The sequence below is a fragment of the Desulfarculus baarsii DSM 2075 genome (genome assembly GCF_000143965.1).
GTDB lineage: Bacteria > Desulfobacterota > Desulfarculia > Desulfarculales > Desulfarculaceae > Desulfarculus > Desulfarculus baarsii.
In genome coordinates this window covers 2,904,926-2,917,194 of sequence record NC_014365.1, presented here as the reverse complement: position 1 = coordinate 2,917,194, position 12,269 = coordinate 2,904,926, and the positions used below count along the sequence as shown (strand labels likewise).

General features: G+C 65.5%; 10 protein-coding genes. 3 read left to right on the top strand and 7 right to left on the bottom strand.

Translation table 11 applies throughout. From position 1 onward, the window contains the following. Window positions 1–7: 7 nt before the first annotated feature. The gene (locus DEBA_RS13055; protein WP_013259415.1) at window positions 8–235 is read left to right on the top strand and encodes a hypothetical protein; all 228 of its coding nucleotides are present in this window, start codon (window positions 8–10) and stop codon (window positions 233–235) included. Window positions 236–315: 80 nt separating this feature from the next. Here DEBA_RS13055 and DEBA_RS13050 read toward each other — a convergent pair whose 3' ends face one another. The 3 genes from DEBA_RS13050 to lepA all read right to left on the bottom strand — a co-directional run bounded on the left by DEBA_RS13050 (window position 316) and on the right by lepA (window position 3,682). After that, entirely contained in the window at window positions 316–1,521 is a 1,206-nt protein-coding gene (locus tag DEBA_RS13050) for a sodium ion-translocating decarboxylase subunit beta (RefSeq protein WP_013259414.1), read from the bottom strand. Next, complete coding sequence (locus DEBA_RS13045; protein WP_013259413.1) at window positions 1,521–1,700, bottom strand: OadG family transporter subunit; 180 nt, start codon at window positions 1,698–1,700, stop codon at window positions 1,521–1,523. The genes DEBA_RS13050 and DEBA_RS13045 overlap by 1 nt, the downstream gene beginning before the upstream one ends. Window positions 1,701–1,873: 173 nt before the next feature. Beyond that, the gene (gene lepA, locus DEBA_RS13040; RefSeq protein WP_013259412.1) at window positions 1,874–3,682 is read right to left on the bottom strand and encodes a translation elongation factor 4; all 1,809 of its coding nucleotides are present in this window, start codon (window positions 3,680–3,682) and stop codon (window positions 1,874–1,876) included. Window positions 3,683–3,862: 180 nt separating this feature from the next. On the opposite strand from lepA, the gene DEBA_RS13035 reads away from it, so the two are divergent. After that, window positions 3,863–4,672, top strand: coding sequence for a transporter substrate-binding domain-containing protein (locus DEBA_RS13035; RefSeq protein WP_013259411.1), 810 nt, complete (start codon window positions 3,863–3,865; stop codon window positions 4,670–4,672). Between the two features lie 53 nt (window positions 4,673–4,725). On the opposite strand, the gene DEBA_RS13030 is transcribed toward DEBA_RS13035, so the two are convergent. Further along, window positions 4,726–6,012, bottom strand: a complete 1,287-nt coding sequence (locus tag DEBA_RS13030) for a phosphoribosylaminoimidazolecarboxamide formyltransferase (protein WP_013259410.1) — start codon at window positions 6,010–6,012, stop codon at window positions 4,726–4,728. Between the two features lie 171 nt (window positions 6,013–6,183). On the opposite strand from DEBA_RS13030, the gene DEBA_RS17255 reads away from it, so the two are divergent. After that, window positions 6,184–8,700 carry a hybrid sensor histidine kinase/response regulator gene (locus DEBA_RS17255; protein WP_013259409.1) on the top strand — a complete coding sequence of 839 codons (2,517 nt, stop codon included), beginning with the start codon at window positions 6,184–6,186 and terminating at the stop codon, window positions 8,698–8,700. 40 nt (window positions 8,701–8,740) lie between these two features. Here the strand turns inward: DEBA_RS17255 and DEBA_RS13020 are convergent, their stop codons facing one another. The 3 genes from DEBA_RS13020 to DEBA_RS17250 form a co-directional block, all read right to left on the bottom strand. Further along, complete coding sequence (locus DEBA_RS13020) at window positions 8,741–8,986, bottom strand: FmdB family zinc ribbon protein (RefSeq protein ID WP_013259408.1); 246 nt, start codon at window positions 8,984–8,986, stop codon at window positions 8,741–8,743. A gap of 3 nt (window positions 8,987–8,989) precedes the next feature. After that, window positions 8,990–9,277, bottom strand: a complete 288-nt coding sequence (locus DEBA_RS13015; protein ID WP_013259407.1) for a DUF134 domain-containing protein — start codon at window positions 9,275–9,277, stop codon at window positions 8,990–8,992. Between the two features lie 65 nt (window positions 9,278–9,342). Beyond that, complete coding sequence (locus DEBA_RS17250; RefSeq protein WP_013259406.1) at window positions 9,343–12,078, bottom strand: DEAD/DEAH box helicase; 2,736 nt, start codon at window positions 12,076–12,078, stop codon at window positions 9,343–9,345. Between the last annotated feature and the right edge of the window lie 191 nt (window positions 12,079–12,269).

The window sequence follows — 12,269 nt, the reverse complement described above, 5'->3', positions numbered from 1 at the left end:
GGTGGCCATGGACGACCGCGTTTCGGCCAAACTGACCAAGATCGACGCGCGCTCCGATGGCGGGGCCAATGTTTGGTTCCAGGTGCGCCTGGGCGACTATGTGCTCAACACGCCGGTGACCGTCGAGGGCGCGGCCGGGGCCGACATGGCCGCCGTGGGCAAAATGGCCCGCCGCCGCTTGGCCGGGCTCATCGCCGCCCTGGCCGCGGAGACCAAGCGCTGGCTGGACGACTAGTCAAGAATCGGTGGCGTCAAAAAAGCGGGGGCCCGCCGGTCTGGCGAGCCCCCGATCTTTTTTGCCCGAGGCCGGGTCGATCAGAAATCGATGAACAGGCCCAGGAAATAACCGCCGGCCACGGCCGAGCCGATGACGCCGGCCACGTTGGGGCCCATGGCGTGCATGAGCAGGAAGTTGCGCTTGTTGGCCTCCTGGCCCATGTTATGCACGATGCGCGCGCTCATGGGCACCGCCGAAACGCCGGCCGCGCCCAGCATGGGGTTGAACGGATCCTTGCTGAACTTGGCCATGATCTTGCCGAAAAGCACGCCGCCGGCCGTGCCGAAGCTGAAGGCGGCCAGGCCCAGGAACAGCACCAGCAGCGTGCGCGGCTCCATCACCCGCTCGGCGGGCATGGACGCGCCGATGCCCAGCATCAGCAGGATGGTGATGATGTTGATCAGTTCGTTCTGGGCCGTGTGGCTCAGACGCTCGACCACGCCGGATTCACGGAAGAGGTTGCCCAGCAGCAAAAAGCCCACCAGCGGCGCGCTCTTGGGGATGAGCAGGATGATCACCAACATGGCCATGACCGGGAACATCACCCGTTCGGCCCGGCTGACCGGCCGCAGGGTCGGCTTCATGTAGGTGGCTCGCTCGGCCTTGGAGGTGAGCAGCTTGATGATCGGCGGCTGGATGAAGGCGACCATGGCCATGTAGGAATAGGCCGCCGTGGCGGTGATGCCCATGATGTCGGGGGCCAACAGGCCGGTGGTGTAGATGGTCGTGGGGCCGTCGGCGCCGCCGATGATGCCGATGGAGCAGGCCTCCTTGAGGTTGAAGCCCCACTCCGGCACGAAAATTCCCACGGCCAGCGCGCCCAGGAAGGCGCAGTAGATGCCGATTTGGGCCGCCGCGCCCAGCAAAAAGGCCCGGGGGTTGGCGATCAGCGGGCTGAAGTCGGTCAGCGCGCCGATGCCGAAAAAGATGAACTGGGGCAGGATCGTCCAGGTGTAAAGGCCGTATTTGAGGATAATGCCCAGCACGCCGGCGGTGCCGTCGGCTTGGCCCGGGGCCGGCAGGGTGGCCAAGCCGGTCAGGGGCAGGTTGGCCAGGATCATGCCCGCGCCGATGGGCAGCAGCTCGTAGGGCTCCCACTCTTTTTTGATGGCCATGAAGATGAAGGCCAGGCCGACGACGATCATGATGGTGTGGGGCAGGTCCAGATTCACGAAGCCCATCTGGACGTTGAGAATCTTGAGCACCCCGTCGTGATAGGAGATGATGCTTTCAAAGCCGCCCATCACTTGGCCTCCTTGGTGGCCTGGGCCGCCTTGGCCAGGGCTTTCTTCTTGGCCTCGACGCTTTGGAAGATCTTGCCCATGTAATGGGTCACGATCGCCAGAAGCGACATGATGAAAAACACCACCACCAGACCGCCTCCGACGATGCGGAAGGCCTCTCCCCAGTTGACCGGTTCCATTTTACCTCCTGTTTGCCACGGATCCAGCGAGCGTTCTAGCTTTACTCTGCCAGTGCGGGACTTTTTTGCCTCTGGCTGGAATTTGCCCAGCCTTTTAAGGCAGCAATTTTATTGGCGGGGCCGCCGGCTGTCAAGCGGCGGCCCATGGGACTCTTTTGGCGCGTGAAGATTGCTTATTTGTCGGTGTCGCTCTGGAGCACGGCCAAAAACGCCTTTTGCGGAATGGGCACGTTGCCCACCAACTTCATGCGTTTTTTGCCGGCCTTTTGTTTCTCCAGCAGCTTGCGTTTGCGGCTGACGTCGCCACCATAGCATTTGGCCGTGACGTCCTTGCGGAAGGCGTTGATGGTGCTGCGCGCGATGATCGTGCCGCCGATGGCCCCCTGGATGGCGATTTTGAACTGCTGGCGCGGGATGGTCTCGGCCAGCTTGTTGACCGCGTGCAGGGCCCGCGGCCGGGCGCCGCCGCGAAAGACCAGCATGGACAGAGCGTCGACCCGCTCGCCGTTGACCAGGATGTCGAGCTTGGCCAACTCGGTGCGCCGATCGCCGATGAACTCGTAGTCGAACGAGCCGTAGCCTTGGGTCACGGTTTTGAGCTTGTCGTAAAAATCGTAGATCACTTCGGCCAGGGGCAGCTCGCTGATCAGCTCCACGCGCCCCGGCGAGGGATAGTGCATGACGTTGCCCTCGCCTCGGCGGTCCAGGCATAGCTGCATGACCGTGCCGATGTAGCGGTCGGGCATGAGGATGGAGGCCTTGACGTAGGGCTCCTCGCAATAATCGATGGTCGAGGGGTCGGGAAAGAGGGCCGGATTTTCGATCTCCAGGTGCTGGCCGTCGTTGAGGTAGACCTGATAGCGCACGCTGGGCGCGGTGAGGATCAGGCTCAGGCCGAACTCGCGCTCCAGGCGTTCCTGCACCACCTCCAGGTGCAAAAGCCCCAAAAAGCCGCAGCGAAAGCCCGTGCCCAGGGCCTGGCTGTAGTCTTTCTGATAGGTCAGGCTGGCGTCGTTGAGCTTGAGCTTTTCGATGGCCTCGGCCAGCTCGGGGTAGTCGTCGGTGGCCACGGGGTAGATCGAGGAAAACACCACCGGCTTGGCCTCGCGGAAGCCGGGCAGGGGCGCCGGGGCTGGATGGTCGTTGTTGGTGATGGTGTCGCCCACGTCGACGTCGGAGACGGTCTTGACCCCGGCGATGACATAGCCCACCTGGCCGGCGCGCAGGGCCTTGGCCGGCTCGCGGCGCAGCTTGAACAGGCCCACCTCCTCGACGCGGTAGCTGGAGCCGTTGTGCATGAAGCGGATGAAGTCGCCTTGCTTGAGCTGGCCTTCCATCACCCGGACAAAGATCACCGTGCCACGGTAGGGATCGTACTGGGCGTCGAAGATCAGCGCCTGCAAGGGCGCTTCGGCCTGGCCCTTGGGCGGCGGCAGCTTGTTGACGATGGCCTCCAGCACCTGGTCGATGTTGGTGCCTTCCTTGGCCGAAACGGCCAGGGCCTCGTCGCCGTCGAGCCCCAAGTCCTCGGTGATCTGCAGGCGCGTGGCGTCCACATCGGCGCTGATCAGGTCGATTTTGTTGATCACTGGCACGATGGTCAGGTCGTGCTCCATGGCCAGGTACATGTTGGCCAGGGTCTGGGCCTCCACGCCCTGGGAGGCGTCGACGATCAAGAGCACGCCTTCGCACGAGGCCAGGGCCCGCGAGACCTCGTAGGTGAAGTCCACGTGGCCGGGGGTGTCGATGAGGTTTAGTTCGTATTCCTGGCCGTTTTTGGCCAGATAGGGCAGGGTGATGGCCTGGCTTTTGATGGTGATGCCGCGCTCGCGCTCCAGATAAAGATTATCCAGGAGCTGGTTTTGGAACTCGCGATCGGTCACCGCGCCGCAGGCCTGAATCAACCTGTCGGCCAAGGTCGACTTGCCGTGATCGATATGAGCGATGATGCTGAAGTTTCTGGTGTGCTCGCGGTCTGCCAAGGCCGGGGCCCTCCACTAAATATAGAATGCATGGGCAGCATAGCGGCCAGGGGCCGTTTCGTCAACCATGGCCGGCGCGATCGAAGCGGTCGCCGTGACCGCCGAAAGGGCTTGTGGCCCGGCGCGGCCATGCCGCATAATCTGCCCCATCGGCAAACATCAAACCGAAGCGAGGCGAAAATGAATCGAAAAATCGCGGTGCTGGCGACGGCCCTGGCGTTGTTGACCTTGACGGCCTGCCCGGCGGCCCAGGCCGGCCCGGTCATCGAGCGCATCGTGGCCAACGGAACCCTGACCGTGGGCACCAGTCCCAGTTTTCCGCCGTTGACGGCCAAGGCCAAAAACGGCATGCTCATGGGCTTCGACATCGACATGGCCAACATTCTGGCCGGGGCCATGGGCGTCAAGCTGCGTTTCGTGACGCTGCCCTTTCCCGAACTGTTGGAGGCCCTCAACCAAGACAAGGTGGACGTGGTCATCAGCGGCATGACCGTCCTGCCCAAGCGCAACCTGCGGGCCGTCTTCGTGGGGCCCTACCTGGTGGGCGGCCAGACCGTTCTGGGCGACAACGCCTTGATGGCCGCCATCAACGGCCGCCAGGATTTGAACGACGCCAAATACAAAGTGGCCGCGGCCAAGGGCACCACTTCCCAGGAGGCGGCGCGGCAGATGTTGCCCAAGGCCCAGTTGGTGATCGCCGAAAACGAGGGGGAGTGCCTCAAGCTGCTGTTGGCCAAGGAGGTGAACATGGTCATGGCCGATTACACCTTCTGCGCCATGGCCGCCTTCAAACACAAGGCGCAAAACCTGGCCGTGATCGGCAAGCCCTTCACCTTCGAGCCCCTGGGCATGGCCATCAAGGACGGCGATCCCCAATTCCAGAACCTCTTGGCCAACTTCCTGGTGACCTTCCAGGGCAGCGGCCAGAGCGAGTTGCTCCAGCGCCGTTGGTTCCAGGACGCCTCTTGGATCAAGGAATTGGCCGAATAGGCTTGACCGCCGCCTTGACGCCCCGGTCGGCGCGGGGCGTCAAGGGCGGCGCTTCAGTGCTTGAAGGCCCGCTGGCCGGTGAAGACCATGGCTGCCGGCGGGTCGGCCTGGTTGCAGGCCTCGATGGACTCCCAGTCGCGCATGGCCCCGCCGGGATGGGCCACGCAGCTCACGCCCTGGGCCAGGCCCACGTCCACGCCGTCGCGGAAGGGGAAAAAGGCGTCGGAGATCATCGCCGAACCGGGCAGGCCGGCGCGGTCGGCCTTGGTGCGCGCCTCTATTTCCGCCAGCAACTCGGCCGGTTTTTCGCCCCTGGCCACCAGCAGGGCCAGTTCGTCGAGCTTGAGGCCATGGCTTTGCCAGCACAGGCGGTTGGCGTATTTGGCGTAGGCCTTGTCCACGGCGATGCGGGCCACGCCCACGCGGTCCTGTTGGCCGGCCCCAATGCCCACCGTGCAGCCGTCCTTGACGTAGATGACGCTGTTGCTGCTGACGCCTTGTTCCACGGCCCAACCAAAGACCACGTCGGCCAGTTCGGCGGCGCTGGGCTGGCGCTTGGGCTCATGGAGCTTGCCGTCGTGGAGGCACTGGGCCGGCAGCAGGTCGGCGGCCGATATGATGGGGTTGAAGCTCGATGTTTGCAGGATCATGCCGCCGTCGATCAGGCATTTGATGTCCAGAAAACGGCTGTCGCGCCACTGATCCAGCCTGGCGATGCCCGGCATGCGCAGGATGCGCAGATTCTTGCGCCGGGCCAGAATGTCCAACGCCCCTTCCTCGTAGTCGGGGGCGGCCACCACTTCCAGGTATAGCTCGGCCATCATCTCGGCGGCGGTCTTGTCCACCGGCCGGTTGAGCACCGCCGCCCCGCCGAAGGCGGCGATGAGGTCGGCCATGAAGGCCCGGTGATAGGCCGTGGCGATATCGTCGGCCAGGGCCACGCCCGAGGGGTTGTTGTGCTTCATGATGGCCACGGCCGGGCGCTCGGTCAGGTAGCGCAGGATGTGCAGCGCGCCATCGACGTCGGTGAGGTTGGTCTTGCCGGGGTGCTTGCCGGCCTGGACCATCTGGCCTTCGTCCAGGGCGCTGACCAGGCCGCGGCCGGGGCCGATCAATTCGATCTCACCCAGGGCCAGGGCACCGTCGACCAACTCGTAAAGGGCGGCCTCCTGGCCGGGGTTTTCGCCGTAGCGCAGGCCCTTTTCGACTAAAACGCCGTCATCGTCCAGTCGCCAGACGCGTTTTTTGTATTTCAGCACGACATCGCCCACGGTCAGGCTGACCTCGGGCGGAAAACGGTCGTCCATGACCGTGCGGTATTGTTTTTTGATGTCGGTCATCTTGGCGCTCCAAAAAATAAGGCCCGAAAAACGGCCAGATCGACCCCGGCCGCGCGGCCAGGCGCGTCGCTGGCCCGGGCAAGTTTGGTTTCATTCGACCCCGCATGTGCTACACTGAAAATGCCATGCTTGATCGTTGACATTCTAGCATCTCCACAGGGTGGCGTAAGCATGCCTTTCCGTCGGACGCCGCATTTATCGCCCGTGGGCGTGAGCCTTTCCTACGCCCTGGTGGGCAGCCTGTGGATTTTGTGCTCCGACTTCCTCGTCGATCATCTGTTTCAAACACCTCAATTGATCGCCCAGGCCCAGACGTGGAAGGGCTGGTTTTTCATCGCCGTCACCGCGCTATTGCTCTACGTCGTTTTGTCGCGGCGCGAGAAAGCCCTCGGCCGCCACGTGGCCGACGTGGAGGCCAAGGAGCGGGCCGTTGAACAAAAAGAGCGCTTGTTCAGGCAGCTGGCCGATAACATCAGCGAGGCCTTGTGGGTGCAGAACGTTTCCTCCGGCCGCGTGGTCTACGCCAACCCGCGCTACGAGGATGTTTTCGGGTTGCCGCGCCAGGGCCTGATGGCCGATCCGCTGGATTTTTTGCGTGGCGTCCACCCCGACGACGCCCCGGATCTGCGCGACGCCCTGGGCCGGGGCCGGGCCGGCCAGCGGCAATTCAGGCTGCTGTGGCCAGACGGTTCGACGCGTTGGGTGGACTGGCGCGAGATCGATCTCGAATCCACCGATGGCCCGCTGTTGGCCCGGCTGGCCCAGGACATCACCGACGACCGCGACCGCCTGGGCCAGATGCGCCGCCAGCGCGACCTGACCTGGCGCTACCTGGACGTGGCCGGGGTGATCATGGTGGCCATCGGCCCCGATGAAACGGTGCGCATGATCAACCGCAAGGGCTGCGAGGCGCTGGGCTGGGCCGAAGCCGAGGCGCTGGGCGTCAACTGGTTCGACAACTTCTTGCCCGCCGACGCCCGCGAACAGACCAGAAACCTTTTCCACGCCATGGACGCCTCGTACCCCCAGGCCCGAGAGCATGAAAACCTGGTGCTGACCAAGGGCGGCGGCCTCAGGCTGGTCAAGTGGCGCAACGTGGCCCTGCGCGACGAGCAGGGTCGCTTTGACGGCTGCATCAGCTCCGGCGAGGACGTCACCGAGCAGCGCCGCAACATGGAGTCGCGGCGGCGGCTGACCCTGGCCGTCGAGCACGTGGCCGAGGGCGTGCTGATCACCGACACCAAGGGCCTGATCGAATACGCCAACTCCGCCGCCGCGGCCATCGCCGGCTTGGCCCAGGGCGGTCTGGTCGGCCAGAATTGGTTCGAACTGGCCGCTGGCGGTCAGGCCCCGGTGGCCATGGCCCAGGCCATGCGCGATGGCGAGGTCTGGCGCGGGGTCTTTGACCTGCGCCGGCCGGACGGGCCCGGCGCCGAGATGGAGCTGACCGCCTCGCCGGTATTGTCCGGGCCGGGCCTGGTGGCCAACTACGTGGTGCTCATCCGCGACGTCACCCACGAGCGCCTGCTGGAGCGCAAGCTGCGCCAGGCCCAAAAGATGGAGGCCATCGGCACCCTGGCCAGCGGCATCACCCACGACTTCAACAACATCCTCGGGGCGATCATCGGTTACGCCGAGCTCTGCCTGTGGGATCTGTCCGATGATTCGCCCCTGCGGCAAAATCTGGAGCAGGTGCTGGTGGCCGGCGACCGGGCCAAGGATCTGGTCCAGCAGATCCTCACCTTCAGCCGCCAGGCCGAGCAGGAGAAAAAGGCCCTCAACCTGGGTCCGGTGATCAAAGAATCGCTCAAACTCATGCGGGCGACCCTGCCGACCACGGTGGAGCTGCGTCAGGACATCAGCGCCGAACCGTGCCTGGTCATGGCCGATCCCGTGCAGATGCAGCAGGTGGTGATGAACCTGTGCACCAACGCGGCCCACGCCATCGGCGACCGGCCGGGCATGATTCAGGTGACCCTCAAGCAGTTGGACGTGGATCGGGACCGCGCCGCCAGCCACCCCGACCTGGCCGCCGGCCGCTATCTACGCCTGAGCGTCGGCGACAACGGCCGAGGCATCGCCCCCGAGCACATCGAAAAGATCTTCGACCCCTACTTCACCACCAAAAAGCCCGGCCAGGGCACCGGCCTAGGCTTGTCGACCGTCCACGGCATCGTCAAGACCCACGGCGGGGTGATCAACGTCTACAGCGAGCCCGGCCAGGGCGCGACCTTCAGCATCTGGCTGCCCCTGGCCGACGAGGCCGAGCGCGGCGCGGGCGTCATGGAGCCGGGCCTCTACGCCGGCACGGAGAGCGTGCTGTTGGTCGATGACGAACAGACCCTGGTCGAGACCGGCCGGGGCCTGTTGGAGCGCATGGGCTATCGGGTCACGGCCTTCACCTCGGCCACCGAGGCCCTGGCCGCCTTCGCCCAAGATCCAGATTCCTTCGACGTGATCGTCACCGACCAGAACATGCCGCACCTTTCGGGCCTGAGCCTGGCCAAACAGGCCACGGCCATCCGGCCCATGGTGGCCGTGGTCCTGTGCACCGGCTTCAGCGAGGCCTTGACCAACGCCGACTTCAGCGACCTGGGCGTGGATCAGTTCGTGATGAAGCCCGTCCTGGGCAACCAACTGGGCCGAGCCATCCGCGCCGCCTTGGCCGCCAAACGGCCCAATCTCTAGAGCCAGCGCCAAGGCGGGGCCATGGCCCCGCGGCGGCCAGCTAGGCCTTGCCGCAGCAAGAGCCGGGGCCGGCGCAGCCGCCGGCGCCGGGGGCCGAACCGCAACAGGTCGTATCGCCTGGCCTGGGCATGAACTGAGCGGTTTTGCCGGTCAGCGAGCTGGTCGGCGAAAGCCGCCGCTGCATCCTCGCGCCGCCGCAGGCCGGGCAAACCACCTTTTCATCGCCAAAAACCAGCATCTCGCTGGCCTGGCCGCAATCTTGGCACAGGTAATCGTAAAGAGGCATGGTTCAATCCTCGGGCGGTTGTTCGAGCAAAAGCGCCTTGCCCAGCACCAAGGCCTCGGCCACCTTGGCCCGGGCCGCCTTGACCGTCCGCTGCACCGTGCCCCGGCTGACGCCCATGCGCTCGCCGGCCTGCTCCTGGGTCAGGCCTTCCAAGTCGCACAGGCGCAGGGCCTCCAGTTCGGCGTGGTCGAGCATGATCCTTTCGACCATGAGCATCGGCACGCCCGTGGGGCGAAAACCGCGGCAGTCGCTGGCGCAGCCGCAGAGGCGTGGTTTACGGGGGCGGGGCATGGGCGCTTCCGTTTTTGTGTCTATGCTCAAAATTAGCACGGCCCGCGCCGCTGGTCAACCGGGCCTCAGGTGGGCAGCACCACCGGCGGCCGCAGCAGGAGCTCCACCGCCTCGCGGGCGCTGGCGCTAAGGGCCGGGTGGGTGTCGTGCAGCGAGGCGATCTGGCGCAGGTTGTCGGCCGTGCGGTAGATCAGCGCGGCCAGGTCGCCCTCGGCCCCGCCGTACAGGGCCACCACGTCGGCGAACTCCTGGCCCAGGGCCCAGGCGAACATGGCCGAGGCCGCCGGCATGGGCAGGGCCGGCGTGTGGAAGCCCCATTGGCGCAGGCGCTCCAGCAGGGGCTCGATGTCGGCCAGCAAGGTGGCCAGGCCCTCGCGCAGGCGCTGGCTGAGGTAGGGACTGTCGCTTTCGCGCTCGCGGTCGTCGACAAAAAGGGCCAGAAGCGCCGCCAGCAGCACGGGGTCGTTCTGCGGCAGGGCCCCCGAGCGGATGGCCTGGGCGATGAGCACCGGCTGATCCAGGCGCAGCTTGCTGGCCCACAGGCCGTCCTGGGTCAGGCCGCCCTGGCTGTCGACAAAGCCCTCGCTGCGCAAAAATTCCAGATGCCGTACGAAATCATACCAAAAGGCGTGGCTCTCCTCGCGCACCTGAGAGAGCATCTGCTCGGCCCGTTGCAGCAGGGGCTCGATCTCCGGGCCGCCGTGCAGGCATTTGCCCTCGATGGCGCAGCCCACGCAGGCCAGGCTGTCGATCTGGCTTTCTACCTCCTGCAGGCGGAGCTTGGTTTCGTCGCGCTCGCGCAGGCCCAGGTTTTCCAACTCGGGCCCGCTTAGCGCCCGGGGGGCGTCGGGGATCTGCTCCAGCACGGCCTGGGCCAAGACCCGGCCGCCGCCGGCCACGGGCAGGTCGATCACTTCGTGGAAAACGCCGGCGATCTCGTCGATGGGCACGAAGTCCAGCCGGGGCCGGCCCCGTTGCAAGCGGCGATCGGGGATCAGGCTGACGGCCAGCACGCCGGCGTCCTCGCCACGGCCTTCGCGGCGCAGCACCGCGGCCATCGCGCCGAACATGTCGATGAACACCCGACCCCTGGTCAGGGCGGCCCACAGGCCCTGCTCTTGTTCCATCGACTCCAGTTCGTGGGCCAGACGACGGCGCAGGCCGTCCAACTGACGCCGCCGCTTGCGCCGCACCACGGCCTCTTCGGGGCCATGGCAGTTGGAGCCGGCCAACAGCGGCGCGAGTTGGCGCATCAGTTCGGCCATGCCGCCTTCGCCGGCGGCTTTGGCCCCGCGCCGCTCCAGGCGCTGGAAGGTGGCCAGGCTGCAACCCAGGAGCTGCTTGATCTCGGCCGGCCGCTGCGAAAGCAGCAGGTTGAGGGCCATGGAAAAATTGATGTGCAGTTGGCTCTCGATGGGCTCGGGGTTGGCGTTGAGCAGGCCGGCCAGCAGGGGAACATTTTGATATGGCCCCGGCACGATCAGCGCGAAGCCGATGTTGTCCATGCCCCGTCGGCCGGCCCGGCCGGTCATTTGCAACAGATCGGTGGCCCGCAGATCGACGAACTCGCGGCCGTTGAAGCGGTCCGACTGGGTGACCACCACCGTCCGCGCCGGAAAATTGACGCCAGCGGCCACGGTGGAGGTGCTGAAAATGGCCCGCAGCAGGCCCGTCTGCATCAGACGCTCGACCAAAAGCTTCCAATGGGGCAGGTGCCCGGCGTGGTGGGCGGCCACCCGCAGGCGGCGCAGGGGCTCCAACTGGGGGTGATCGGCCAAAAACGGATACTCGGCCAAAAAATCGTCGACAAAACGATTCAGGCGCTGGCCTTGGGCCTGATCCACGGCCAGACGCGCGCCGGCGGCGTGGGCCAGGGCGTTGTCGCAATCGGCCCGTGATTTCAGGAAAAATATGGCCGGCAACATGGCGGCGTGGTCCAGCGCCGACAAAATATTGGCAAACTGGGGCGTGGAGTTGATCTGACGGCCACCCTTGGGCTGGCGCGCCTCCTGTTCCAGAAAATGGCTGATCTTGCCCAACAGGCCGCGCCTGGTCTTGAGCGGGGCCAGTTCGCCATCGGGGAACATGAACACCGGAAACAGCGGCACCGGACGCTGGTCGCTACGCACGGTGCGGCACTGGTTGCCGCGCACGAACATCAGCCAGCGGGCCAGTTGTTCGGCGTTTTCCACCGTGGCCGAAAGTAGCAGCAGGCGCACCCTGGGCGGCAGATAGATTATGACTTCCTCCCAGACCACGCCACGGTCCGGGTCGCCCAGATAGTGGGCCTCATCCAGCACAACCAGACTGGAGTCGATGTTTTCTCCCCGGTGCATGGCGTCGTAGAGCTGGTTGCGCAAGATCTCGGTGGTGCCGACGATCAGCGGGGCCTGGGAGTTTTCCTTGCGGTCGCCGGTGAGAATGCCCACGCGCTCGGGCCCGAAAATCGCGCCGAATTCGTGATACTTGGCGTTGGAAAGCGCCTTGAGCGGGCTGGCGTACCAGGCCCGCTGGCCCTGGGCCAGGGCTTGGGCGATGGCCTGCTCGGCGATCCAGGTCTTGCCGCTGCCCGTGGGCGCGCTGACCACCACGTCGCCTTCGGCCAGCTTTTCCACGGCCTCGGCCTGGAAAGGGTCGGCCGCGAAGGCCGTGGCCTGGGGCACGCCGATGTGCTCCAGAACAGGCAGAAGCTTGGGGTGGATCGAAGGCTCCTGGTCGCGCACGGGCTTTTCGGGCCGGCGACGGGGCGGGCCCTTGGCGGTCGGCCGTCGGCCGGTGGTTTTTGTTCTATGGGCGGTCAATATAATCCTCCGCCGCAGATGCTACACTAGCGTCAGGGACGGGGCAACCGACAAGGACATGAAATTCCGAAAGGATAAAAGGCAGGGTGGTTTCCCCCCGCCTCCGCGGCATGGAAGCGGGGGGACACCGGGCGTCACCTTCCTTGGCGACTATGCAAGGGGAGGGACGCCTCCCTGCGTCCCCTTTGAGC

Bases quoted from the DNA above. Each gene is read 5' to 3' on its own strand.
- DEBA_RS13055 (WP_013259415.1), top strand. From the start codon at position 8: ATGGACGACCGCGTTTCGGCCAAACTGACCAAGATCGACGCGCGCTCC.
- DEBA_RS13050 (WP_013259414.1), bottom strand. From the start codon at position 1,521: ATGGGCGGCTTTGAAAGCATCATCTCCTATCACGACGGGGTGCTCAAG.
- DEBA_RS13045 (WP_013259413.1), bottom strand. From the start codon at position 1,700: ATGGAACCGGTCAACTGGGGAGAGGCCTTCCGCATCGTCGGAGGCGGT.
- DEBA_RS13035 (WP_013259411.1), top strand. From the start codon at position 3,863: ATGAATCGAAAAATCGCGGTGCTGGCGACGGCCCTGGCGTTGTTGACC.
- DEBA_RS13030 (WP_013259410.1), bottom strand. From the start codon at position 6,012: ATGACCGACATCAAAAAACAATACCGCACGGTCATGGACGACCGTTTT.
- DEBA_RS17255 (WP_013259409.1), top strand. From the start codon at position 6,184: ATGCCTTTCCGTCGGACGCCGCATTTATCGCCCGTGGGCGTGAGCCTT.
- DEBA_RS13020 (WP_013259408.1), bottom strand. From the start codon at position 8,986: ATGCCTCTTTACGATTACCTGTGCCAAGATTGCGGCCAGGCCAGCGAG.
- DEBA_RS13015 (WP_013259407.1), bottom strand. From the start codon at position 9,277: ATGCCCCGCCCCCGTAAACCACGCCTCTGCGGCTGCGCCAGCGACTGC.